Annotated in this window: 23 protein-coding genes; 12 read left to right on the forward strand and 11 right to left on the reverse strand. The window is 61.4% G+C overall.

What is annotated here, in order from left to right; translation table 11 throughout:
- Positions 1 to 92: 92 nt before the first annotated feature.
- Entirely contained in the window at positions 93 to 977 is an 885-nt protein-coding gene (locus HU725_RS16420) for a LysR substrate-binding domain-containing protein (RefSeq protein WP_186478924.1), read from the forward strand.
- Between the two features lie 158 nt (positions 978 to 1,135).
- Here HU725_RS16420 and HU725_RS16425 read toward each other — a convergent pair whose 3' ends face one another.
- The 6 genes from HU725_RS16425 to HU725_RS16450 all read right to left on the reverse strand — a co-directional run bounded on the left by HU725_RS16425 (position 1,136) and on the right by HU725_RS16450 (position 7,960).
- Positions 1,136 to 2,554 (reverse strand): amino acid permease, encoded by a 1,419-nt coding sequence (locus HU725_RS16425; RefSeq protein ID WP_186478923.1) that lies wholly within the window; start codon positions 2,552 to 2,554, stop codon positions 1,136 to 1,138.
- A 1,041-nt stretch (positions 2,555 to 3,595) separates the two neighbouring features.
- Positions 3,596 to 4,666 carry a 23S rRNA pseudouridine(2605) synthase RluB gene (gene rluB / locus HU725_RS16430; RefSeq protein ID WP_186478998.1) on the reverse strand — a complete coding sequence of 357 codons (1,071 nt, stop codon included), beginning with the start codon at positions 4,664 to 4,666 and terminating at the stop codon, positions 3,596 to 3,598.
- A 200-nt stretch (positions 4,667 to 4,866) separates the two neighbouring features.
- Positions 4,867 to 5,637, reverse strand: a complete 771-nt coding sequence (gene scpB / locus HU725_RS16435) for an SMC-Scp complex subunit ScpB (RefSeq protein ID WP_186478997.1) — start codon at positions 5,635 to 5,637, stop codon at positions 4,867 to 4,869.
- Positions 5,624 to 6,460, reverse strand: a complete 837-nt coding sequence (locus tag HU725_RS16440; RefSeq protein ID WP_496197688.1) for a segregation and condensation protein A — start codon at positions 6,458 to 6,460, stop codon at positions 5,624 to 5,626. The genes scpB and HU725_RS16440 overlap by 14 nt, the downstream gene beginning before the upstream one ends.
- Positions 6,457 to 7,086: an L-threonylcarbamoyladenylate synthase gene (locus HU725_RS16445; protein WP_060480109.1), complete on the reverse strand. Its 630-nt coding sequence runs from the start codon at positions 7,084 to 7,086 to the stop codon at positions 6,457 to 6,459. Before HU725_RS16445 ends, HU725_RS16440 begins: the two co-directional genes overlap by 4 nt.
- Positions 7,087 to 7,099: 13 nt before the next feature.
- A complete protein-coding gene (locus tag HU725_RS16450; RefSeq protein WP_060480105.1) occupies positions 7,100 to 7,960 on the reverse strand; it encodes a PHP domain-containing protein in 861 nt (286 codons plus the stop codon).
- 67 nt (positions 7,961 to 8,027) lie between these two features.
- On the opposite strand from HU725_RS16450, the gene HU725_RS16455 reads away from it, so the two are divergent.
- From HU725_RS16455 to HU725_RS16475, 5 genes are all read left to right on the forward strand, one after another.
- The gene (locus HU725_RS16455; protein WP_186478995.1) at positions 8,028 to 8,621 is read left to right on the forward strand and encodes a septation protein A; all 594 of its coding nucleotides are present in this window, start codon (positions 8,028 to 8,030) and stop codon (positions 8,619 to 8,621) included.
- Between the two features lies 1 nt (position 8,622).
- Positions 8,623 to 8,922 (forward strand): YciI family protein, encoded by a 300-nt coding sequence (locus HU725_RS16460; RefSeq protein ID WP_186478994.1) that lies wholly within the window; start codon positions 8,623 to 8,625, stop codon positions 8,920 to 8,922.
- A 131-nt stretch (positions 8,923 to 9,053) separates the two neighbouring features.
- Positions 9,054 to 9,731: a response regulator transcription factor gene (locus HU725_RS16465; protein ID WP_186478993.1), complete on the forward strand. Its 678-nt coding sequence runs from the start codon at positions 9,054 to 9,056 to the stop codon at positions 9,729 to 9,731.
- 124 nt (positions 9,732 to 9,855) lie between these two features.
- Positions 9,856 to 10,272 (forward strand): Spy/CpxP family protein refolding chaperone, encoded by a 417-nt coding sequence (locus HU725_RS16470; protein WP_060480101.1) that lies wholly within the window; start codon positions 9,856 to 9,858, stop codon positions 10,270 to 10,272.
- Between the two features lie 57 nt (positions 10,273 to 10,329).
- Positions 10,330 to 11,670: a sensor histidine kinase gene (locus HU725_RS16475; RefSeq protein WP_186478992.1), complete on the forward strand. Its 1,341-nt coding sequence runs from the start codon at positions 10,330 to 10,332 to the stop codon at positions 11,668 to 11,670.
- A 144-nt stretch (positions 11,671 to 11,814) separates the two neighbouring features.
- On the opposite strand, the gene HU725_RS16480 is transcribed toward HU725_RS16475, so the two are convergent.
- Entirely contained in the window at positions 11,815 to 12,372 is a 558-nt protein-coding gene (locus HU725_RS16480; protein ID WP_186478991.1) for an NAD(P)H nitroreductase, read from the reverse strand.
- Positions 12,373 to 12,474: 102 nt separating this feature from the next.
- Between HU725_RS16480 and HU725_RS16485 the strand changes: the two genes are divergently transcribed.
- Positions 12,475 to 13,929: a TrkH family potassium uptake protein gene (locus tag HU725_RS16485; RefSeq protein WP_186478990.1), complete on the forward strand. Its 1,455-nt coding sequence runs from the start codon at positions 12,475 to 12,477 to the stop codon at positions 13,927 to 13,929.
- Here the strand turns inward: HU725_RS16485 and HU725_RS16490 are convergent.
- A complete protein-coding gene (locus tag HU725_RS16490; protein WP_186478989.1) occupies positions 13,886 to 14,947 on the reverse strand; it encodes an AraC family transcriptional regulator in 1,062 nt (353 codons plus the stop codon). The two genes, HU725_RS16485 and HU725_RS16490, sit on opposite strands and share 44 nt — an antisense overlap.
- Positions 14,948 to 15,102: 155 nt before the next feature.
- On the opposite strand from HU725_RS16490, the gene HU725_RS16495 reads away from it, so the two are divergent.
- Complete coding sequence (locus HU725_RS16495) at positions 15,103 to 15,414, forward strand: Mpo1-like protein (protein WP_060480096.1); 312 nt, start codon at positions 15,103 to 15,105, stop codon at positions 15,412 to 15,414.
- A gap of 333 nt (positions 15,415 to 15,747) precedes the next feature.
- Complete coding sequence (locus HU725_RS16500) at positions 15,748 to 16,638, forward strand: DMT family transporter (RefSeq protein ID WP_186478988.1); 891 nt, start codon at positions 15,748 to 15,750, stop codon at positions 16,636 to 16,638.
- Here the strand turns inward: HU725_RS16500 and HU725_RS16505 are convergent, their stop codons facing one another.
- Entirely contained in the window at positions 16,639 to 16,920 is a 282-nt protein-coding gene (locus tag HU725_RS16505; protein ID WP_186478987.1) for an Rdx family protein, read from the reverse strand.
- 68 nt (positions 16,921 to 16,988) lie between these two features.
- Here HU725_RS16505 and HU725_RS16510 point away from each other — a divergent pair, with 68 nt between their 5' ends.
- A complete protein-coding gene (locus tag HU725_RS16510) occupies positions 16,989 to 19,175 on the forward strand; it encodes a patatin-like phospholipase family protein (protein WP_186478986.1) in 2,187 nt (728 codons plus the stop codon).
- 32 nt (positions 19,176 to 19,207) lie between these two features.
- On the opposite strand, the gene HU725_RS16515 is transcribed toward HU725_RS16510, so the two are convergent.
- Both HU725_RS16515 and recQ read right to left on the reverse strand, forming a co-directional pair.
- On the reverse strand, positions 19,208 to 19,645 hold the full coding sequence (locus tag HU725_RS16515; protein WP_060480092.1) for a MarR family transcriptional regulator: 438 nt from the start codon (positions 19,643 to 19,645) through the stop codon (positions 19,208 to 19,210).
- Between the two features lie 139 nt (positions 19,646 to 19,784).
- The gene (gene recQ, locus HU725_RS16520) at positions 19,785 to 21,929 is read right to left on the reverse strand and encodes a DNA helicase RecQ (RefSeq protein WP_186478985.1); all 2,145 of its coding nucleotides are present in this window, start codon (positions 21,927 to 21,929) and stop codon (positions 19,785 to 19,787) included.
- A gap of 244 nt (positions 21,930 to 22,173) precedes the next feature.
- Here recQ and HU725_RS16525 point away from each other — a divergent pair, with 244 nt between their 5' ends.
- A complete protein-coding gene (locus HU725_RS16525; protein ID WP_186478984.1) occupies positions 22,174 to 22,761 on the forward strand; it encodes a YecA/YgfB family protein in 588 nt (195 codons plus the stop codon).
- The gene (locus tag HU725_RS16530; protein WP_189658166.1) at positions 22,733 to 23,134 is read left to right on the forward strand and encodes a YbaN family protein; all 402 of its coding nucleotides are present in this window, start codon (positions 22,733 to 22,735) and stop codon (positions 23,132 to 23,134) included. Before HU725_RS16525 ends, HU725_RS16530 begins: the two co-directional genes overlap by 29 nt.
- The last annotated feature ends 37 nt before the right edge of the window (positions 23,135 to 23,171 follow it).

Consider the following 23,171-nt stretch of genomic DNA (forward strand, 5'->3'; position numbering starts at 1 on the left):
TAGGCCCACAGGGATGACGTATGAGCCAATGTTCCTGTAGTTTCGCCTCAGGGGCAAACGGATAATCCTGCCGCTATCGATGACTTTCATGAATGAATTACCGCCATCTCACCCCGTCCATGTCGCTGCTGCTGGCGTTCGAAGCTGCTGCTCGCCATGAAAGCTATACCCGTGCCGCTGCCGAACTGGCGCTGACCCAGAGCGCAGTCAGCCGTCAGGTTCAGGCACTGGAGCAGCAACTGGGCCTGACACTGTTTCGCCGCGAGGGCCGGCAAGTGCAACTGACCGACGTCGGCCGGTTGTACCAGCGCGAGTTGAGCGAAGCGTTGGGCCGCATCCGCAGCGCCACGCTGCAGGCGCTGGCCTATCAGTCGGGGGTCGGCACCCTGCGCCTGGCAACGCTACCCACCTTCGGCTCCAAATGGCTGCTACCGCGCTTGCATGCGTTCTACAGCGCCCACCCTGGCATGCTGGTGCACATTCATTCACGCATCGAAGCGATCGACTTCGACACCAGCCAGATCGATGCCGCCATCGGCGTGGCCAGCCATGACCTGCCGGGCCTTATCTGCCACCGGCTGCATGCTGAGCAGTTGGTGGTCATTCTGCCGCCGCAGGCAGGCGACGATGCGCAAGGCTGGAGCCCTGCACGCATCAGTGCAGAAGTCTTGCTGAACGTGGCCAACAACCCCCATGCCTGGGGCGAGTGGTTCTCCCACCACGGCCTGGCGCACCGGGCCATGCGGTTAGGGCCAAGCTTCGAGCTGACTTCGCACCTGATACAAGCGGTGCGGGCCGGGATCGGCATCGGTCTGGTACCGCGCATACTGGTCGAGGAAGAGCTGGCCAAGGGCGAGCTGTTCAGCCCAGGGGCGGCGTTTGCCAGCCAGCGCAGTTATTACCTGATCTACCCGCCGCGCAACGAGGCACTGCCTTCATTGAGGGCATTTCGCAGTTGGCTGCTTGAGCAAATTTGAACCTTGCTGTGGCTTCTTCGCGGGTCAATCCGCTACTACGCACTCATCGCCATTGAGAAGTTGTGGCAGTGGGGGTTCACCCGCCTAGAGGCCGCAGCAGGCGACAAAAAACCCGATGCCAGTCACCTGACATCGGGTTTTTTCATTAGCCTGGAGGCTTACTTGCCGACGACACCGGCAACACCCTTGGCCTGCGGCTGACGACGGCCTTTGACCAGATACGCCAAAAACATCGCTATCAGCCATACCGGGATGGCGTACACCGATACCTGAATACCTGGAATCATCAGCATGATACCGAGGATCAGCACTACGAAGGCCAACACCAAGTAGTTGCCGTAGGGGTACCACAAGGCCTTGAACAGCGGTTTCTGGCCGGTGCGGTCAAGGTGCTGGCGGAACTTGAGGTGCGAGTAGCTGATCATCGCCCAGTTGATCACCAGCGTGGCGACTACCAGCGACATCAGCAACTCCAGCGCATTCTGCGGCATCAGGTAATTGAGCAGCACCGCAATCAGCGTTACCGCCGCCGACACCAGAATCGCCCGCACCGGCACACCGCGCTTGTCGACCTTGGCCAACGAGGCCGGTGCATCGCCTTGTTCGGCCATACCCAGCAGCATGCGTGCGTTGCAGTAGGTGCCGCTGTTGTACACCGAAAGTGCAGCAGTCAAGACCACGAAATTCAGCAGGTTGGCTGCGACATCGCTGCCGAGCATGGAGAAGACCTGCACGAACGGGCTGCTACCGTAACTGCCGCCGGATGCGTCGATGCTGGCGACCAAATTGTCCCACGGCGTCAACGACAGCAGCACGACCAATGCGCCGACATAGAAAATCAGAATACGGTAGATGACTTGGTTGATCGCCTTCGGAATGACGGTTTTGGGCTTGTCCGCTTCAGCAGCGGTAAAGCCGAGCATTTCCAGGCCGCCGAAGGAGAACATGATGAATGCCAGGGCCATGACCAGGCCGCTGACGCCGTGGGGGAAGAAGCCACCATGGCTCCACAAGTTGCTGACCGAAGCGTCAGGGCCGCCATTGCCACTGGTCAACAGATAGGCACCCAGGCCGATCATGCTGACGATCGCCACGACCTTGATGATGGCGAACCAGAATTCGGCTTCACCGAAGAACTTCACGTTCATCAGATTGATGGCATTGATCAGTACGAAGAACGCTGCCGCGGTGACCCAGGTGGGAATCTCTGGCCACCAGTAGTGAACGTACTTGCCTACCGCCGACAGCTCCGACATACCCACCAGGATGTACAGCACCCAGCAGTTCCAGCCCGACAGAAAACCGGCAAAACCGCCCCAGTAAGTGTGCGCGAAGTGGCTGAACGAGCCGGCCACCGGTTCCTCGACGATCATCTCGCCAAGCTGGCGCATGATCATGAAAGCGATGAAGCCGCACACGGCATAGCCTAGGATCATCGACGGGCCGGCGGATTTCATCACGCCTGCCGAACCAAGGAACAGGCCAGTCCCAATTGCACCGCCCAGGGCAATCAACTGGATATGGCGATTTTTCAGGCCCCGCTTGAGCTCGCCTGAATGCATGTTTTGTCCACTCATGAACGAAGTCACCTGCATTGTTTTTATCTGTGACGGGATCGGACCCACCGCGCTCGTGGCGCAGCGGAATGGGCAAGGTGGTTACCTTGAATTTCCTGCCAACCGGTGCCGCCGAAGCGAATCAGCCAGGCGTCGGCAAGAGTGCGCGGTACGCAAGAGGGTCACAGGTAAAACGCGGCGCACTGTATACCCCTGCAAACGCGCAGGCGTCAACGCGTTGCGTCGTTTCCTCTGGAAAAAACGCAGCGATCCTGTGGTAAGTGCCGAAAAAGGCGAAGTGATCGGCGTACATGGCGCCTCCATTTGTTGTTCTGTTGGCCTGGCTCTGTGGTCAGGCTTATGCACACGGCAATGAGTGATATATCACCGCGCTACGGGGGTTTGGGCAAGACGGGGCAGGCACGCAGGGCAGGCTTGGGTGGGTAAGTTGCGGCAAGTTCTGTTTACAAGAACCGAACAATTCCGAATTGATGGGTTGATTTGAGCGATATCGTACAAATTTCTTTACAGAGTGGTTTGGAAAATTGCCAGTCGTCCGAAAAATTCTTTTGGGCTCAATATGTTGGGCGCTGTGCAAAGACGACACATGATGCACGGGCAGATCAGAACCAGCCCGAGGCTAATGCTGACCATTTAAGCCTAGAGGTTCGGCGTGAGCTCTTCGGTGGAGCGCAGATCGAGCGCCGCCCGCGCGGCGCATCGCGAGCTGCGCTCGCTCCTACGTTTGTTTCGGGCCAATTATGCCTGCGGGATTTGCGCGCGGACGCCTTGGTGCATGGCGCGGTATCGCGTCGTATGAACCAGGCGGTCGCGCGCATCTGCCACAGGCGTTACTGGCCCGAAACAAACGTAGGAGCGAGCGCAGCTCGCGATGCGCCGCGCGGGCGGCGCTCGATCTCACAGGCACTAAACGGCTAGATTGAACCCAAAAAAAATCCGACACCAGACCCCTGGTATCGGATATTTCGACCCCAAGCCGGACTCAAATGCTTAAGTGAACAGCATTAGCCCGAGGGCTGGTTTGAGTACTGCGTGTCGTGATCAACCGCGCGGCTTGCCGCGGCCACGACCGGCTGGCTTGTCACCCTCAGATTTGCCTGGACGCTTGCGCATCTCGCTCGGGCGCTCAGCCACCGTGCTGCCACGGCTGCCTTTGCGCGGAGCTTCTTCACGGGGCTGACGTGCCGGCCGCTCTGAAGCGCCAGCAGCGCCCTCGTGGGCTGGGCGGAGGCTACGCACACGCTCGTTGCGCCCCATGGGCCGGCTCGACTTGCGCTGCAGACGCTCCAGCTTGTCCTTGGCTTTGAGGTTCAAGGCAGGCAGCGCAACCGGCTGCAGGCCCACTTCAGCGGCCAGGATGTCAATTTCGCCCTGGGTCATTTCACGCCAGCGGCCCATCGGCAGGTCGGAGTTGAGGAATACCGGGCCAAAACGCACGCGCTTCAGGCGGCTTACCACCATGCCCTGAGACTCCCACAGGCGACGCACTTCACGGTTGCGACCTTCCATCACCACGCAGTGATACCAGTGGTTGAAGCCTTCGCCGCCGGGTGCCTTTTGAATGTCGGTGAATTTTGCCGGGCCATCTTCGAGCATGACGCCCGCCTTCAGGCGATCGATCATTTCGTCGTCGACCTCACCCCGTACGCGCACGGCGTATTCGCGGTCCATCTCATAGGACGGGTGCATCAGACGGTTGGCCAGCTCGCCGTCGGTGGTGAACAACAGCAGGCCGGTGGTGTTGATGTCCAGGCGGCCGATATTGATCCAGCGACCTTCCTTTGGCCGCGGCAGGCGATCGAACACGGTCGGGCGACCTTCCGGGTCGTCGCGGGTGCAGATCTCGCCATCGGGCTTGTTGTACATGATCACCCGGCGCGTGGCCTCAGCGGCCTCTTCGCGCTTGATCAGCTTGCCGTCCACGGTAATGGCGTCATGCAGGTCGACGCGCAGGCCCAGGGTGGCCTCGACGCCGTTGACCTTGATGCGGCCCTGGCTGATCCAGGCTTCGACGTCACGGCGCGAGCCGACGCCAATGCGCGCGAGCACTTTCTGCAGCTTTTCGCCGGCTGGAGGGGTGATTTCGGTAGTTTTCAGGTCTTGCTCACTCATCTGGGCACCTCCCGGTGTAGGAATGAAATCAGGGTTTTGGCAACGAATGCGCCAAAAGGCCGCGCATCATACGCGGTTCGGCGAAGGAACGCACTGGAGGGTAGAAGGTTTGGGAAGCTTTGCGCATGAATTCTGCCCAATGGCGATGGCCAAGGATTGCTGGCCTTTGCGCGAAAAGGCCGGGAGCACAAACTGCGCATTCAAAGCTGCGGCTTGCTTTGTTGCTCAACCGAAACTTCGGGTTCTTCATCGCGAAGGTCAGCGAAATCGGTCTTCAAGCCTTGCTCCATTGCATCGAGTTCCACCAGCAAGCTGCGGAAGCTGGTTTCATCCTTAGGTTCGCTGGCCTGTTCGCCTTCTGCCAGGCTGGCATCGGCCAAAGCCTGCAGATGCGCAGGCACCGGCGCGTCATCGGGGTCGAGCACCGTTGCTGGCTCCATTTCGCGCAATTCGGCCAGCGCAGGCAATTCGTCCAGGCTTTTGAGGTTGAAGTGATCGAGAAACGCCTTGGTAGTGGCGAACATCGCCGGCCGGCCAGGAACCTCGCGGTGGCCGACCACGCGAATCCACCCGCGCTCCATCAAGGTCTTGATGATGTTGCTGTTGACCGCAACGCCTCGCACATCTTCGATCTCACCACGGGTGATGGGCTGGCGGTAGCCAATCAGCGCCAGTGTTTCGAGCAGGGCCCTCGAATAACGCTGTGGGCGCTCCTCCCACAACCGGCCGACCCACGGGGCGAAGTCTTCGCGGATCTGCAAGCGAAAGCCACTGGCGACCTCCTTGAGTTCGAAGGCCCGCCCGGCGCATGACTTCCCTAGCACCTCCAAAGCCTTTTTGAACACCTTGGGCTCAGGGCGCTCGGCCTCCTCGAACAGCTCGTACAGGCGCTCGAGCGACTGCGGCTTGCCCGAGGCGAGCAGAAAGGCTTCGATCAGCGACGCCAGGTCGCGCGGTTCATTCAGATTCATCAGGGTCTTCGACAGTCTCGAGGCGCAGCCGCACATGGATCGGCGCGAACGGCGCATTCTGCACCAGTTCGACTAGGGATTCCTTCACCAACTCAAGGATCGCCATGAAGGTCACTACCACCCCCAGCTTACCCTCCTCAGCCCCAAACAGCTCGACGAACGGTACGAAGGCGCCGCCTTTGAGGCGCTCCAGCACATCACTCATGCGCTCGCGAGTGGACAATGTCTCGCGACTGATCTGGTGGCTTTCGAAAAGATCATTACGGCGCATCACCTCAGCCATGGACAACAGCAGCTCTTCCAGGCTGACCTGCGGCAGCAGTTTGCGCACTTTGGCCTGCGGGGCGTCCAGGCACGGCACCACGACTTCACGGCCAACCCGAGGCAGTGCATCGATGCCTTCGGCGGCAGCCTTGAAACGCTCGTATTCCTGCAAGCGGCGGATCAGTTCGGCGCGGGGGTCGCCCTCTTCCTCCTCAATCGCAGCCGAACGCGGCAACAGCATGCGCGACTTGATCTCGGCTAGCATGGCCGCCATTACCAGGTATTCGGCGGCCAGCTCCAGACGCACGCTTTTCATCAGCTCGACGTAGCCCATGTACTGACGGGTGATTTCCGCCACGGGGATGTCGAGGATGTCGATGTTCTGCTTGCGGATCAGGTACAACAGCAAATCAAGCGGGCCTTCGAAGGCTTCGAGGATGACTTCGAGTGCATCTGGCGGGATATACAAATCCACCGGCATTTCAGTCAACGCTTCGCCGTAGACCAAGGCCAACTGCAATTGCTGAGGCGAGGCCTCGGGTGCCTCCACCTGGCTCACGCGTTGACCATGAATGGCGTCGGGTCGCCACAACCTTCGCGGATCAGTTCAGGTTCATCACCGGACAGGTCGATGATGGTCGAAGCCTTGAGGTCGCCAAAGCCACCATCGATGACCAAGTCCACATGGTGCTCCAGGCGCTCGCGAATCTCGTAAGGGTCGGTCATCGGCTCGCTGTCACCCGGCAAGATCAGGCTCACGCTCATCAACGGCTCGCCCAGTTCGGCCAACAGCGCCAGGGTGATGGCATGATCCGGCACGCGCAGGCCGATGGTGCGGCGTTTTTCGTGCAGCAGCAGGCGCGGGACCTCGCGGGTGCCATTGAGGATGAAGGTATATGGCCCAGGCACATGGGCCTTGAGCAGACGGAACGTGCCGGTGTCGACTTTGGCATACAACCCTAATTGCGACATGTCGCAGCACATCAGCGTAAAGTTGTGAGTCTTGTCCAGGCCCCGCAGGCGGCGCACACGCTCGATCGCCGCCTTGTCGCCGATCTGGCAACCCAAGGCATAGGCCGAGTCGGTCGGGTAGACCACCACCCCGCCCTTGCGGATGATTTCTACTGCCTGACGGATCAGGCGCGGTTGGGGGTTCTCCGGATGAATCTGGAAAAATTGGCTCACGAAGTCATCCTGTTCAAAGCGCCATAGGCTGTTCATGACTGAATCGACGCCACAGAGGTGGCAGGTCCTCGGGCAATGGCCGATAGGCACCGATCTCGCCCCAGGTGCCGGGGCCGTGGAAATCGCTGCCAGCACTTGCCAGCAGGCCGAACTCACGGGTCAGGATGGACATAGTGCCCACCTGCTCGGCAGGCATCATCCCGTTGACGACTTCAAGTGCCTGCCCTCCTGCCTGAATATAGTCGGCAATCAGGCGCCTGCGCTTGCTGCGCGTCAGTTCGTAATGCATAGGGTGGGCAAGGCTCACCCATGCTTTGGACTGGCGCAGGGTGGCGACAGTTTCTTCGAGGGTTGGCCAATGCTGTTTGACATCGCCCAGTTTGCCGGCGCCCAGCCACTTGCGAAAGGCCTCGCCGCGGTCCTTGGCATGGCCGACACGCACCAGAAATTCGGCGAAATGCGGGCGGGCTGGAGCGTTGGCGCTGTCGCCCAATTCCTGCTGCACGGCTCTGGCCCCCTCGAGGGCGCCTGGCATGCCCTTGGCCGCCAACCGTTTGTCGATTTCTTCGGCGCGAAGCCAACGCCCCCGGTGCAAGGCCTCGATAGCCTCCAGCAATGGGGGCGCATCGAGCGGAAAATCGTAGCCCAGCACGTGAATGGTCGCACCACCCCAGGTGCACGATAGCTCAACCCCGCTGACCCAGTGCATGCCGTGCGCCGCGCAGGCCTGGCGTGCCTCGGGCAGGCCTTCGAGGGTGTCGTGGTCGGTCAGTGCCAGCGTTTGCACCCCGTGCTCATGGGCCCGGGCGACCAGGTCCGTGGGCGACAGGGCGCCATCGGAGGCCGTGCTGTGACAGTGCAGATCAACATTCATGGAGGAGCGCTTTCGCTGGAATCGATGTTTGTTATTATGCCGTCACATCCCGATTCTGGCTGCCATTGTGAAACAATTCATCGATTTCATCCCGCTGCTGCTGTTCTTCATCGTCTACAAGCTTGACCCACGGCCTATGGAGGTCGCTGGCCACAGCTTCGAATTCGGCGGTATCTACAGTGCCACAGCGGTACTGATCGTCAGTTCGCTGGTGGTGTACGGTGCCCTGTTCCTGCGCCAGCGCACGCTGGAGAAAGGTCAGTGGCTTACCCTGATCGCCTGCTTGGTGTTCGGCGGCCTTACCTTGACGTTCCATAGCGAAACCTTCCTCAAATGGAAGGCACCGGTGGTCAATTGGCTGTTCGCCCTTGCCTTCGCCGGGAGCCACTTCATCGGCGACCGGGTATTGATCAAGCGCATCATGGGCCATGCGCTGACCCTCCCCGACGCCATCTGGTCACGCCTGAACGTGGCGTGGGTCGTTTTCTTCGTTTTCTGCGGTGCCGCCAACCTGTTCGTAGCCTTTACCTTCCAGGAATTCTGGGTGGACTTCAAAGTCTTCGGCAGCCTGGGCATGACCGTGCTCTTCCTGGTGGCGCAGGGCGTATACCTGTCCCGTCACCTGCACGATGAACCTTCCCCTTCCAAACCCAAGGATTGACATGCTCTACGCCATCATCGCCAGCGACGTCGCGAACTCCCTGGAAAAACGCCTGGCCGCCCGGCCTGCACACATCGAGCGCCTGCAGCAGCTCAAGGCTGAAGGCCGCGTGGTGCTGGCCGGTCCGCACCCGGCCATCGACAGCAACGACCCAGGCGAAGCTGGCTTCAGTGGCAGCCTGATCGTCGCTGAGTTCGACTCCCTCACCGCTGCCCAGGCCTGGGCCGATGCCGACCCGTATATCGCCGCGGGTGTCTACGACAAAGTGATCGTCAAGCCTTTCAAGCAAGTCCTGCCTTGACCTGCACCCGCGTCGCCGGTCAAGCCGGCGGCGTGGCACATGCGCTGCAATTGCACACTCGTGCTCAGTCTGCGGTATCTTTGCCACTGGCGGACACCGTAGACGCCGTCAATGGTTGAATTGAGTGAGTCATGAGCGAGCTGTTACTGATTGATGATGACCAGGAACTCTGCGAGCTGCTCGGCAGCTGGCTGACCCAGGAGGGGTTTGCGGTACGCGCCTGCCACGATGGCCAGAGCGCGCGCCAGGCGCTTGCCGAACAGGCACCGGCGGCAGTCGTACTGGATGTGATGCTGCCCGACGGCAGCGGCCTTGAGCTGCTCAAGCAATTGCGCAGCGAACACGCCGAGCTCCCGGTGCTGATGTTGTCGGCACGGGGCGAACCCCTGGACCGCATTCTGGGCCTTGAACTGGGCGCTGACGACTACCTGGCCAAGCCCTGCGACCCCCGCGAGCTCACCGCCCGCCTGCGTGCCGTGCTGCGCCGCAGCCACCCCACGGCCACCGCTACCCAGTTGGAAATCGGTGACCTTGCCTTCAGCCCGGTGCGCGGCGTGGTCAGCATAGAGGGTCGCGACATGAGCCTGACGCTGTCTGAAAGCCGTATCCTCGAAGCGCTTCTGCGTCAGCCTGGCGAGCCGCTGGACAAGCAGGAACTGGCACAGATAGCCCTGGGCCGCAAGCTGACCCTGTATGACCGCAGCCTGGACATGCATGTGAGCAACCTGCGCAAGAAGGTCGGCCCCCACGCCGACGGGCGCCCAAGGATTGTGGCATTGCGCAGCCGCGGCTACTACTACAGCTTGTAAACCGTCATGGGGCCGCCCGCGCCCCATCTTTACCCTGCCTTTACCCTGCACTGACGGCGCTTGACCTTGATCTCCCTAGACTGGGCTCATCCGGTAGCAACCGGCCCATGAAAGGAGAGACACCATGCGCAAGACCCTTATCGCTCTGATGTTCGCCGCCGCCCTGCCGACCGTGGCCATGGCAATGCCTGATGGCGGCCCACGCCACGAAGGCCCGCACCATCGCGGTGACGCAGCCTTTGCGCAACTGGATCTGAGCCGCGATCAACGCCAGCAGATCGGCAAGCTGATGGGCGAGCAAATGCAGAACCGCCGGGCAATCACCGAGCGCTATCTGAACAAGCTGCCAGCAGCCGACCAGAAAGCCATGAAAGACGAGCTCAAGGCCAGCCACGACAAGACCGACAGCCAAGTGCGGGCGCTGCTCAAGCCTGACCAGCAGAAGAAGTTCGACGAACTGCAGAAAGAACGCGAAGCACGCAAAGCTGAATGGAAAGAGTTCCAGGCCTGGAAAGCTGAAAAAGCCGCCAAGGCCCAGTAAGCTGTCCCTCTGTACCCGGCCCGCCCTCCAGCGGGCCGGGCTTTTCTCGTTTAGGAGGTGCTCTTGCGTTCCTTGTTCTGGCGCATCCTGGCCAGCTTCTGGCTGGCCATCGCCTTGGTTGCGGGCCTGTCGATCCTTTTGGGCCACATGCTCAATCAGGACGCCTGGATTCTTAGCCGCCACCCGGGCCTTAAAAACATGGCCAGCCAGTGGGCTCAGCATTATGAGCATGAGGGCCTGGAGTCCGCTCAAGCCTTCCTGGAGCAACGCAAGCAGCGCTACAAGATTGATGTACAGGTGCTCGACGACAGCGGCGACGCCGTGGTGCCCGGCACCTTCCCGCGCCGCGCCGCCGCCTTCGAGGCCCGTCAGCATAATGACGAGCGGCGCCTGCCGTGGCGGCGCTTGACCGAGGAATACACCAGCCCCACTACAGGCGAAACTTACCTGCTGATCTACCGCATCCCGCACCCGGAGCTTGACGCCTGGCACCGCGACAGCCTGCTTTGGCCTTTGAGTGCGCTGGGCATCGCATTGGTCGTGCTGACCTTATTCAGCCTGCTCGTCACGTTGTCCATCACCCGCCCGCTCAGCCGCCTGCGCGGCGCCGTGCACGACCTCGGCCAGGCCACGTACCAGCAGAACAGCCTCGCTCGCCTGGCCGCGCGGCGAGACGAGTTCGGCGTGCTGGCCACAGACTTCAACAAGATGGGCGCGCGCCTGCAAAGCCTGATCGGCAGCCAGCGCCAACTGTTGCGCGACGTGTCCCACGAGCTGCGTTCGCCCCTGGCGCGCCTGCGCATCGCCTTGGCCCTGGCCGAGCGCGCCGAAACCGAACAGCGCCAGGCGCTGTGGCCACGCCTGACCCGTGAGTGCGACCGCCTGGAAGACCTGATCAGCGAGATTTTGACGCTGGCCAGGGTCGATGCCGAGCAAGCCCACGCCGAGCCGGTGGACATCAACGCGCTGCTTGGCAGCGTGCGCAAGGACGCCCAACTCAGCGCCCCGGAACAGGAAGTGAAGCTTGAGGCTCAGCCTGGGCTGACACTGCAAGGCTGGCCGACTCTGATAGAGCGTGCGGTGGACAATCTGCTACGCAACGCACTGCGCTTCAACCCTGCCGGGCAACCGATCGAAATCAGCGCCAGGCGCGAGCAGGAGAAAGTCGTGCTGAGCGTGCGTGACCATGGCCCGGGGGCTGCTCCGGAGCACCTGGCGCAAATGGGTGAGCCGTTCTTCCGGGCCCCAGGGCAAGAAGCCGCAGGCCATGGGCTGGGCCTTGCGATTGCGCGCAAGGCCGCTGAGCGCCATGGCGGCGGCCTGGTATTGGAGAATCACCCCCAAGGCGGGTTCGTGGCCCGTCTGGAGTTGCCGCTAACCGTGACGACTGGCAGTTAAGCGAGGCTGGCCTGGCCGGCCTCTTCGCGGGTGAACCCGCTTGCACGGGCAGAAACGGCCCGACCATATGGCGGTAGCAGCAGCTCACGCCCAAACCTGCGCAGCCACTGTGCAAGCGGGTTCATGCGCGAAGCTTCCAACCCATCACGCGCCCCAAACGCTCACGAAATCTGCGGTTTCCAGAACCGGCGCCGTGCGCGGCTCGGTCAGCGGAGTACCGACATAGAGGTAACCGATCAATTCTTCGTTCTCGGCCAAGCCCAGGCCTTGATGAACGTGCGCATCAAAGGCCATATCGCCCGTGCGCCACACCGCGCCAATTCCCTGGGCATGGGCCGCAATCAGAATGCCGTGGGCGGCACAACCTGCGGCCAGACGCTGCTCAGACTTTGGAACCTTGAAGTGGTCTTGCAGCTTGGCGATCACCACGATCAACAGCGGCGCGCGCAGCGGCCTTGCACGGGCCTTGTCCAACGCAGCCGGGCTCGCATCGCCCTTGTTCTGCAACGCCTGGGCGAACAGTTCACCGAGCTTTTCACGGCCCTGACCTTCAATGGTCAAAAAGCGCCACGGCCGCAGCTGGCCGTGGTCCGGCGCCCTGAGCGCGGCCTGGAACAGCGCCTCGCGCTGCGCCTGATTGGGCGCAGGCTCGGTCAGGCGTGGCACGGAAACACGGTTGAGCAATGCGTCGAGAGCCTCCATCGGCTACCCTCCTGGCAGGTAAATGTGCAGCCATTCTAGCGTTTACATCATCAGGACCATAGGTAGAATGGCGCCCTTCCGTTTCGAGCCCGAGCAGATCACATGGCGTTGCCGACCTTAAGGATCATTGGTTTCATCATCGGCATCTTCCTGATCACCCTGGCCGTCGGCATGGCCGTGCCCATGGCGACCCTGGTGATCTTCGAACGCACCCGCGACATGCCCTCGTTTCTGTGGTCCAGCCTGATTACCTTCATCGCAGGCCTGGCCTTGGTCGTGCAGGGGCGCCCCGAGCACGTTCACCTGCGCCCGCGGGACATGTACCTGTTGACGGTCAGCAGCTGGGTTGTGGTGTGCATTTTCGCCGCGCTGCCATTCCTGCTGACCCAGCACATCAGCTACACCGACGCATTCTTCGAAAGCATGTCCGGCATCACCGCCACTGGCGCAACGGTGCTGAGCGGGCTGGACAACATGTCGCCAGGCATCTTGATGTGGCGCTCGATGCTGCACTGGCTCGGAGGTATCGGCTTTATCGCCATGGCCGTGGCCATTCTGCCGCTGCTGCGCATCGGCGGCATGCGGTTGTTCCAGACCGAGTCGTCCGACCGCTCGGAAAAGGTCATGCCCCGCTCTCATATGGTGGCCAAGTCGATCGTCAGCGTGTACGTGGGCTTCTCGATTCTGGGAGCACTGGCTTTCTGGTGGGCCGGTATGACCCCGTTCGATGCCATCAACCACGCCATGTCGGCCATCTCCACTGGCGGTTTCTCCACCTCCGACCAGTCGCTTGCCAAGTGGGACATCCCAGCGGTGCACTGGGTAGCGGTGGTGGTAATGATCCTCGGCAGCCTGCCCTTCACCCTGTACGTAGCGACCCTGCGCGGCAATCGCAGGGCATTGTTGCGCGACCAGCAGGTTCAGGGCCTGCTGGGCATGCTGGTGGTGACATGGCTGGTGCTCGGCACCTGGTACTGGTACACCACCAACGTTCATTGGCTCGACGCCTTGCGCCACGTCGCGCTCAACGTGACGTCGGTGGTCACAACCACAGGCTTCGCCTTGGGCGACTACAGCCTGTGGGGCAACTTCTCGCTGATGCTGTTCTTCTACCTGGGCTTTGTCGGCGGCTGCTCCGGCTCGACAGCCGGCGGTATCAAGATCTTCCGCTTCCAGGTGGCCTACATTCTGCTCAAGGCCAGCCTCAACCAGCTTATCCACCCGCGTGCAGTGATCAAGCAGAAGTACAACGGTCATCGGTTGGACGAAGAGATCGTGCGCTCGATTCTGACCTTCTCGTTCTTCTTTGCCATCACTATCTGCGTGATGGCATTGCTGCTGTCGCTGCTGGGCGTGGATTGGATGACGGCACTGACCGGTGCTGCCGGCACGGTATCGGGCGTAGGTCCGGGGCTGGGCGAGGTGGTTGGCCCATCTGGCAATTACTCGACGCTACCAGACGCCGCCAAGTGGATTCTTGCCACCGGCATGTTGCTCGGCCGCCTGGAGATCATCACGGTGCTGGTGTTGTGTATGCCGGCGTTCTGGCGTCACTGACATCGCCGGGCTCGGTGCCCAGCCGAGCTCTGTATTCGCTAGGCGTTTCATCGAACCATCGGCGGAACGCCCGGTAGAAGTTGCTCGGGTCGGCAAAGCCGAGCAGGTAGGCAGTTTCCAACAACGTCATGCCTGGTTGCGCCAGATACTGCTCGGCCAGTTCGCGACGAGTGTCGTCGAGCAGGTTCTGAAAGCTTGTCCCTTCTTCCTGCAAACGCCGCTGCAAGGTGCGTTCGGAAAGGTGCAGCGCCCGGGCAAGGGTTTCGCGCTTCGGCTCGCCCTGCGGCAAGATGCGGCACAACACCTGGCGCACCCTGTGGGTAACGCGACTTTCCGAAAAGCGCGAAAGGTATTCACCGGCGAAGCGATCGTGCAGGATCGCCATTGCTTCATTTGCGGTAGGCAGCGGGGCCTCCATGTCGGCCCGCTCGAACAGCAATGCATCGTGGGGCGCGCCGAACACCAAAGGTGAATGAAACGCCACCTTGTATGGCTCGATATCTTTGGGCTGCGGGCCTTGTACCAGCACCCGACGAGGCTGCACGGGCCTGCCGCTCAGCCACTTGCACAACGCCAGGGCACAGGCCAGCGATGCTTCGGCGCTGTGCCGGGTGGGGGGCAGGTGATCGCCATGTACCGTCAGAATCAGCGAGTAGCCTTCAGGACCAAGCGTGAAACTCAGGTCAGAGCTTTCGGCAATGATTCGCTGGTAGCGCACCAACCGCTCGAAGCCTTCGGCCAACGTACGGCTGGACATCAGCGCGTAACCCACCACGTGAAACGAAGCCGGGCGCACTACCCGGGCCATGTTCAGGCCGATGGCTTCATTACCAGAAAGCTCCACCGCCAGCTGCCAGAGGCGGGTCATGGCGTCTTGTGGAAACCGCGCGTCCGGGTCGTCGAGAGCGGCGAAATCAAGCCCCAATTGCTTGAACATGGCCGGGCAGTCGAGCCCTTCGAGCTCCAGCGCCTTGACAATCCCTGATGCCCAGCTGGCGGACGTGGTTCTTTCACTCATGGCAGGCTTCTTTTGCTGACCGCTTCGTGCGGTTACCCCCAAGGATACTCATTTGGCGCCGATTGTCACTGGCTGGCTCCGCCATTCACTCTAGACTCGATTCAGGCTCCACGCTGTGTATCCCGTCTAAAAGTGATAATGCCGGAGTACTGTTCATGGCCACCTCTACATCGTTTCGCACCTTCGCCGAGTTCTATCCGTACTATTTGGGCGAACACAGCAACCCCACCTGCCGGCGCCTGCATTTCGTGGGCACCAGCCTGGTGATAGCGCTGCTGGCCTATACGATCGCCAGTGGGAAATGGTTGCTATTGTTGGCAGTACCGGTCTTCGGCTACGGGTTTGCCTGGGTTGGGCATTTTTGCTACGAGCGGAACAAGCCGGCCACGTTCAAGCACCCCTGGTACAGCCTGATGGGTGACTTCGCCATGTTCCGCGACATCCTCCTCGGGCGCATCAGCCTGTAGCTGATAACCCGGGTCGCTGCCCGCCCCCCCTGCACGCCTGGCATCAACGAAGCCACGCAGCTGTTTACTGCCCTGCTGATGCGTGATCAACGCCGGGCATTCCCCACCTGATCAACGCCAACACCGTGACGCTTTTGCCCTACCCTGCGCAAACAGGCCCTGGGCTGCGATTTTTTTGTGCTTTATGCATCCTTGCCTGCTGCTGGCCAGGCCGCGTGTATCTGGCTCAACAGCGCCAGCAACCTCCCTTCAGAAGTTTTACACTGCGCTGCACCAGCGCTTTGGCAAATCAGGCCACTTAACAGGCTGCCAGAAACGACCCAAGGATTTGCAATGAACCACCGCACTGCCCTCGCCGCCCTGCACTTCGGTGCGCTGTTCTTCGGTTTGACCGGCGTCTTCGGCAAGCTGGCAGCCAGCGCCAGCCCGGCGGTCATCGTGTTCGGCCGGGCAGCGTTCGCCGTGTTGGCCTTGGCGCTGTTCGCCAGCCTGACCGGGCCGGGTTGGCAACGCCTGAGTGGCCAGGACACACGCCGCCTGCTTTTTGGCGGCATGCTGCTGGCCGGCCACTGGGTCAGCTTTTTCATCGCCGTGAAGGTCGGCGGCGTGGCCATCGCCACACTGGGCTTTGCCAGCTTCCCGGCCTTCACCGTGATACTCGAGGGGCTGTTGTTCCGTGAGCGCATCCGCCGCAACGAAGGCGTGCTAGTGCTATTGGTCAGTATCGGGCTGATTCTGGTTACCCCATCATTCGACCTGGCCAGCCAAGCCACCGGCGGGCTGCTCTGGGCATTGCTTTCAGGCTTGCTGTTCTCCCTGCTGTCGCTGACCAACCGTGCAGGTTCTGGGCGCTTGCCAGCCGTGCAGGCGGCGCTGTGGCAGAACCTGGTGGTCGGCGTGTGCCTGCTGCCGTTCGCAGGCCCCGGCCTGAGCCAGGTCGCGGGCCGGGACTGGCTGTGGATCGCCTTGCTCGGCGTATTCTGCACAGGTATTGCCCATAGCCTGTTCGTGGCCAGCTTGGCGGTGATCAAGGCGCGCACCGCCGCTGTCGTGTTCGCCATGGAGCCGGTTTACGGTATCGCTGTCGCCTGGGCGATCTTCGCCGAAACGCCAACCCTGCGCATGCTGTTGGGTGGTGCGCTGATCATCTTTGCCATCGTGCTTTCCAGCCGAATGTCCGCCGAACAACCGACCAGACCCAAAGTGCCGGCCCAAGCCCCATGATCAACGGTCGTTATGGCCCAGATGGCGCTGAGGGTCGATCTGGTCGCGCACGCGCTGCTTCAGCACCTTCGCCTCGGGGAAACCACCATCGGCTTTGCGCTCCCAGATCTGCACGCCATCGCAGGTGATGCGAAATATGCCGCCGGTAGCCGGCTCCAGCGCCACCCGGCCAATGTCGTCGCTGAAGGTGCTGAGCAACTCCTGGGCAAGCCAGGCTGCGCGCAACAACCACTGGCACTGCGTGCAATATGTGATGACGATTTGCGGCTTGTTGTCAGCCATTGCTGAGATCTCTCCTGGTGAGGGGCCGCTTATACTAGCGGTCTTTCGCCTTCGGTTTGAGACTCACGATGCGCCGCCTGCTGTTATGCCTTTTACTGACCGCCACCGCTCTCACCGTATGGGCCGCCGAGCCTGCGCACCCTAAGATCGGCCTGGTGCTATCTGGCGGCGCCGCTCGCGGTCTGGCCCATATTGGCGTGCTCAAGGCCCTGGAGGAACAGGGCGTGCGCATCGATGCCATCGCCGGCACCAGCATGGGCGCAGTGGTCGGCGGGCTGTACGCGTCGGGCTACAGCGTCCAAGAGCTGGAAACGCTCGCCACCACGCTGGACTGGCAACAGGCACTGTCGGATGCCCCGCCACGTCGCGATGTGCCATTCCGGCGCAAGCAAGATGACCGCGACTTTCTGGTCAAGCAGAAACTTAGTTTTCGCGACGACGGCAGCCTGGGCCTGCCCCTTGGCGTGATCCAGGGTCAAAACCTGGCGCTGCTGCTGGAAAGCAAGCTGGCGCACACAGCCGACACCCGCGACTTCGACAAGCTGCCGATACCCTTCCGCGCCGTTGCCACCGACATCGCCAGTGGCGAAAAAGTCGTGTTCCGCCGTGGCCACTTGCCCCAGGTGATCCGCGCCAGCATGTCGATCCCGGCCGTGTTCGCACCTGTCGAACTGGAAGGTCGGCTGTTGGTGGACGGAGGCATGGTCGACAACATTCCGCTTGATGTGGCGCGTGAAATGGGTGTGGATCTGGCCATCGTCGTCGATATTGGTACGCCGCTACGCGACCGTAAGCAACTGGCCACAGTGGTCGACGTGCTCAACCAGTCGATCACCCTGATGACCCGGCGCAATTCCGAAGAACAACTGGCCAATCTGCACCGCGACGACATTCTGATCCAGCCGCAACTGGCCGCCTTCGGTGTCACCGACTTCGGCCGCGCTCAAGACATGATCGATGCCGGCTACAGAGCCACCCGCTTACTAGGCACGCGTCTGGCAGTGTTGCGCCAACCCGATGGGGACGCCAACCTGGCCGTAGCCCGCTCCTCAAGCCAGCGAACGCCCCTGATCACCGCGATCAGAATAGAAAACGACTCCAAGGTCAGCGACGATGTGATCCGCTATTACATCCGCCAGCCGCTTGGCGAACCGCTGGCACTCGACCGTCTGCAGACCGACATGGGCACGCTGTACGGCCTGGACTACTTCGACAGGGTGCAGTACCGCGTGGTGCACAAGGGCCAGGACAACATCCTGGTCATCAATGCGCGAGGCAAGCGCGGTGGCACTGACTATCTGCGTTTAGGCCTTAATCTATCGGATGACCTACGCGGCGACAGTGCCTTCAACCTCGGCGCCAGCTACCGCATGAACGGCATCAATCGGCTGGGCGCCGAATGGCTTACGCGCGCCCAGATCGGCGAACAACAGGAACTTTACAGCGAGTTCTACCAGCCCCTTGACGTCGGGTCGCGCTACTTCGTGGCTCCTTATCTGGACCTGGGCTCTCAGAACATCGAAGCGACCCTGGATAACGACCCGATCGCCGAGTACCGCCTGGAACGCTACGGCTTTGGCCTGAACCTTGGCCGTCAGATCGGCACCTCAGGTGAGGTCCGCCTGGGGCTGGGCAAAGCCTGGGGTAAGGCTGACGTGCGAGTAGGCGAACAAGACCTGCCTTCGGTGAGTTTCAATGAAGGTTTCTACGAGCTCAAATACTCCTTCGACACACTCGACAATGTGTATTTTCCGCACAGTGGCGAAGACATCAGCCTGACCTTGCGCAAGTACGACAAATCCCTGGATTCGGATTACGATTACCGGCAATGGTTGCTGAACGTGGACAAGGCGATCAGCAGTGGCCCGAACACTTTCGTGCTGGGTGGACGCTATGGGCGAACACTCGATGATACTGAAGTGGTGACCTCAAGCTTCGTACTGGGCGGGGCCAGGGAGCTTTCGGGCTTGCGCCAGGACTCGCTTTCGGGGCAGAACGCCAGCCTGCTGCGGGTGGTGTACTACCGGCGCCTGACCCCACGGGCCTACCTGCCACTGGACTTCCCACTGTACCTGGGTGGGTCGCTTGAGAGAGGCCGGGTGTGGAATAACGACAACGCCTTCGACAGCGGCTATATCAATGCGGCAAGCATATTTCTAGGGTTGGAGACGCCGCTGGGCCCGTTGAACCTCAGCTATGGCGCCAACACCGCCCATGAACAGGCGGTGTATCTCAACCTTGGGCATACATTCTAGCCTGCAGGCGCGGCCATGCAGGCCGTGGGGCATCAGGACCTTTCAAGGTTGGCGAGAATCTTGGCATGCACACGCATGCACACTTGCAGGTCCGCCTCGTCTACGCCGGTGAACAGCTCAATGCGCAGGGCATTAGCAATGGTTTCGATCTGCTCGATCAAAGGTTTGGCGGGTGGGCACAGCAGAATTTTCTTCGCCCGCCGATCCTCCAGAACCGCTTGGCGCCGCACCAGGCCTTGTGTTTCCAAGCTATCCAGCAAGCGCGCCAGGGTCGGGCCCTCGACACCGACGCTCTGCGCCAGCTCCCGCTGAGTAGGCGCCTCCTCGAAGCGGGCCAGGTGTAGCAACACCAGCCAGCGCGCCTGGGACAGATTGAGCCCGGCCAAACGGCGGTCCAGTTCGGCACGCCAGCCACGGGACATCTGCGCCAGCTGCATGCCGAAGCGGTGTTGATTGTCGGTCAGGGGCATAAGCAACTCATAGACTTGAACTAATTATTAGCCAGCTAACCATGCCCCATGGCATGAGGCAAGGCTGACCTCTAAAGATACGTGTGAAAATCGTCAAAAAGCATGACAAACGTCAGTATTTGACTGAAATGCCGCCCAATCAGAGCTCGAACTCGGCCGCCAATGCTGCTCGTATGCAATACAGCACACCCTCTGGCACCCGTGCGCCAAACAAGGGGGCAATTGCCGAAACCGGCGGCAGTTCGCCCTCGCCATCGAGGAAAGCATCCTGGACCTCCATCATCAGATCTTGCGGCAGATCAAGCGCCTGCTCAAGGCTCAGCTCCTGGCGGCCAAGGGCCTCGGCCAACAGGCTGTACACGTTCTTTTCGCTGCAGTTGAGCTGGCCGGCGATTTGCGCTGGCGTCATACCAGCGCGAGCCAGGCTGACCAATTCATGGCGCAGGTCGAGCACAACCTTAGGTGCTTCGGCAGTACCGCCTGCGCCGTTGAGCACTTCAAGGAAGGCTTGGCCATAGCGCTCCAGCTTGCGCGCCCCAACACCGCTGACCTGAGCCATGTCGCTGAGGCTAGTAGGCTGGCTACGGAGCATTTCCAGCAAGGTGGAATCGGGGAAAATGACATAGGGCGGCACGCTGTGTTCTTCGGCCAACTTGCGCCGCAGGGCGCGTAAAGCCTCCCACAGCTCGCGCTCCTCGGCGCGCACCAGCTGGCTGGCCGGGCTGCCGCCGCTGGAGGAAGTTTTGGCCACGATCTGTGGCTTGAGGTCACGACGCAGCTGCAGGTTCACCTCCCCACGCAGCAGCGGCCGGCAGCGGTCGGACAAGCGCAGGCCGCCATAACCTTCAAGATCGATATCAACCAAGCCGCGCGCCACCAGTTGGCGGAACAGCGAACGCCATTCTGCCTCGGACAAGCCCTTGCCCACACCGAAAACCGAGAGCTTTTCGTGGCCGAAGTTGCGTACCTTTTCAGTGTCCTTGCCCAGCAACACATCGATCAGGTGACCCACCCCATAACGTTGCCCGGTACGGAACACCGCCGACAGTGCCTGGCGAGCAGGCTCGGTGGCGTCCCAGGTCTGGACCTGATCTACGCAGTTGTCGCAATGGCCGCAGGGCTGTTTGAGGGTTTCATCGAAGTAGGCCAGCAACGCCTGGCGCCGGCAGCGGGTTTCTTCACACAGGGCCAGCATGGCGTCAAGCTTGTGCTGCTCGACGCGCTTATGGCGCTCGTCGCCTTCGGAGTTCTGCAGCATCTGCTTGAGCATCACCATGTCCTGCAGACCGTAAGCCATCCAGGCATCGGAGGGCAGCCCATCACGGCCGGCACGCCCGGTTTCCTGGTAGTAGGCCTCCAGCGACTTGGGCAAATCGAGGTGAGCAACGAAACGCACGTTGGGCTTGTCGATGCCCATCCCAAAGGCAATGGTAGCGACCATGATCAGCCCTTCCTCGTTGAGGAACCGATGCTGGTTGGCCGCTCGGGTTTCGGCGGCAAGCCCTGCGTGGTACGGCAATGCCGGGAAGCCTTGATCGCACAGGAACGCCGCGGTCTCATCGACTTTCTTGCGCGACAGGCAGTAGACGATACCGGCGTTGCCACGGCGCTCGGCGAGGAAGGCCATCAGTTGCTTGCGTGGCGCCTCTTTGGGCACGATACGGTAGAAGATGTTGGGGCGGTCGAAGCTCGACAGGAAACGCTCGGCGCCCTGCAGGTGCAGGCGCTGGACGATCTCTTCACGGGTGCGCATATCGGCGGTGGCGGTCAGGGCAATGCGCGGTACGTGGGGGAACAACTCGGCCAATTGCCCCAGTTGCAGATATTCGGGGCGGAAGTCATGGCCCCATTGCGATACGCAGTGGGCTTCGTCGATGGCGAACAGCGAGATGTCCAGCCCGCGCAGAAAATCCAGCATCCGCGGCTGAACCAGGCGCTCTGGCGCCAAGTACAGCATCTTCACCTCGCCCCGGCGCAGACGCCCGGCCAGATCACGCTGTTGCTCAGGGCTCAGGGTTGAATTCAGCGCTGCAGCGGGAACGCCGAGTTCGTCCAATGTGGCGACTTGGTCATCCATCAACGCGATCAGTGGCGACACCACCACCGTGAGGCCCGGACGCAGCAGGCCCGGCACCTGGAAGCACAGCGACTTGCCGCCACCGGTAGGCATCAGTACCAAGGCATCGCCGCCATTGGCCACGCATTCGATGATCGCTGCCTGGCGCCCACGGAAACTGTCGTAACCGAAGATATCCTTGAGAACGCGCTGAGCCTGTTCGAGCATGTGCAACTCCAGAAATCGCCGTACCACCCTGGACACAGGCTGGACGAAAAACCCGCTCCGCACACGCAAGAAGCGTAAGCGGCTTTTACCAAGGGCCGGTAAATCTCGCCCTTGGATGAAAAACGGCGGAGTATACCGCAGTGCTGACCCTTACAGGATGCCCGGTGACAGACGTTCCCTTTGCCCCGCCGCCGCCGCAAGGTGCTAGAATTCACTATCGTTTATTCCCCAAGGTAGCCCTGTAATGTCCTTCGCCGAGCAACTGACCCGCCTGCAAGCCTTCCTCGACGCCGACGAGCTGCACGAAGAAGCGCTGGACTACGTCGCCGCACACGGCTACCTGACCGCGCTGTCGATCTGTTCCGAGGATGTTCCCGAACGTGAATGGATCGACGCGCTGTTCGCTGAAGAGCCTCACTACGCCAGCGATGCGCAGCGCACCGAAATCGAGGCGACCCTGGCAGCCCTCAAAGGCCACATCGCCCGCCAACTGGCAAGCGACGAGGAATTCGACCTGCCCTGCGACCTGGACCTGACCGACGAGCCGGACGACTCCGACCTGCGCGGCTGGTGCATCGGCTTCATGGAGGGTGTATTCCTGCGTGAAGAAGCCTGGTTCGAAAATGCTGAGGAAGAAGTCAGCGAGATGCTGCTGCCGATCATGGTCGGGTCCGGCCTGTTCGACGAACAGCCCGAGTTCGCCGACATCGCCAGCAATGCCAACCTGCAGGACGATATGATCGTGCAGATCCCTGAAGCGTTGAGCGCGCTGTTCCTGCTGCTGCACGCACCTGAAGAGAAGCCTGCACTGCTCAAGCCGCGCCATCACTGAGTCGACCGTGCGCTACCTGCTGCTGGCGCTGGGCTGGCTCAGTGTTGCGCTGGGGGTGCTGGGCATCTTTCTGCCGGTGTTGCCCACCACCCCGTTTCTGCTGTTGGCGGCCGCTTGCTTCGCACGTAGTTCGCCGCGCTTTCATGAGTGGCTGGTCAACCATCCCAAGCTCGGGCCATGGATTCGGGATTACCTCAATGGCGAAGGCATTCCGCTCAAAGGCAAGGTTTACGCCATCGGGCTGATGTGGGCCAGCATCGGTCTATCCTGCTACCTGGTGCCGTTGTTCTGGGCAAGAGTTTTCATGCTGACCAGTGCCGTGCTGGTCAGCGTGTATATCCTCAAGCAGAAAACCCTGCGCAGGCCCTTTTGAGGTATTGCCTGAGCTCACGCCTTGGCGCGTGAATCCG

Source organism: Pseudomonas promysalinigenes, from assembly GCF_014269025.2.
In the GTDB taxonomy this organism is placed as follows: domain Bacteria; phylum Pseudomonadota; class Gammaproteobacteria; order Pseudomonadales; family Pseudomonadaceae; genus Aquipseudomonas; species Aquipseudomonas promysalinigenes.

Bases quoted from the DNA above. Each gene is read 5' to 3' on its own strand.
- HU725_RS16465 (WP_186478993.1), top strand. From the start codon at position 9,054: ATGAGCGAGCTGTTACTGATTGATGATGACCAGGAACTCTGCGAGCTG.
- HU725_RS16510 (WP_186478986.1), top strand. From the start codon at position 16,989: ATGCGCCGCCTGCTGTTATGCCTTTTACTGACCGCCACCGCTCTCACC.
- HU725_RS16500 (WP_186478988.1), top strand. From the start codon at position 15,748: ATGAACCACCGCACTGCCCTCGCCGCCCTGCACTTCGGTGCGCTGTTC.
- HU725_RS16470 (WP_060480101.1), top strand. From the start codon at position 9,856: ATGCGCAAGACCCTTATCGCTCTGATGTTCGCCGCCGCCCTGCCGACC.
- HU725_RS16505 (WP_186478987.1), bottom strand. From the start codon at position 16,920: ATGGCTGACAACAAGCCGCAAATCGTCATCACATATTGCACGCAGTGC.
- HU725_RS16515 (WP_060480092.1), bottom strand. From the start codon at position 19,645: ATGCCCCTGACCGACAATCAACACCGCTTCGGCATGCAGCTGGCGCAG.
- HU725_RS16460 (WP_186478994.1), top strand. From the start codon at position 8,623: ATGCTCTACGCCATCATCGCCAGCGACGTCGCGAACTCCCTGGAAAAA.
- rluB (WP_186478998.1), bottom strand. From the start codon at position 4,666: ATGAGTGAGCAAGACCTGAAAACTACCGAAATCACCCCTCCAGCCGGC.
- HU725_RS16495 (WP_060480096.1), top strand. From the start codon at position 15,103: ATGGCCACCTCTACATCGTTTCGCACCTTCGCCGAGTTCTATCCGTAC.
- HU725_RS16450 (WP_060480105.1), bottom strand. From the start codon at position 7,960: ATGAATGTTGATCTGCACTGTCACAGCACGGCCTCCGATGGCGCCCTG.
- recQ (WP_186478985.1), bottom strand. From the start codon at position 21,929: ATGCTCGAACAGGCTCAGCGCGTTCTCAAGGATATCTTCGGTTACGAC.
- scpB (WP_186478997.1), bottom strand. From the start codon at position 5,637: ATGAATCTGAATGAACCGCGCGACCTGGCGTCGCTGATCGAAGCCTTT.
- HU725_RS16425 (WP_186478923.1), bottom strand. From the start codon at position 2,554: ATGAGTGGACAAAACATGCATTCAGGCGAGCTCAAGCGGGGCCTGAAA.
- HU725_RS16485 (WP_186478990.1), top strand. From the start codon at position 12,475: ATGGCGTTGCCGACCTTAAGGATCATTGGTTTCATCATCGGCATCTTC.
- HU725_RS16525 (WP_186478984.1), top strand. From the start codon at position 22,174: ATGTCCTTCGCCGAGCAACTGACCCGCCTGCAAGCCTTCCTCGACGCC.
- HU725_RS16420 (WP_186478924.1), top strand. From the start codon at position 93: ATGAATTACCGCCATCTCACCCCGTCCATGTCGCTGCTGCTGGCGTTC.
- HU725_RS16490 (WP_186478989.1), bottom strand. From the start codon at position 14,947: ATGAGTGAAAGAACCACGTCCGCCAGCTGGGCATCAGGGATTGTCAAG.
- HU725_RS16480 (WP_186478991.1), bottom strand. From the start codon at position 12,372: ATGGAGGCTCTCGACGCATTGCTCAACCGTGTTTCCGTGCCACGCCTG.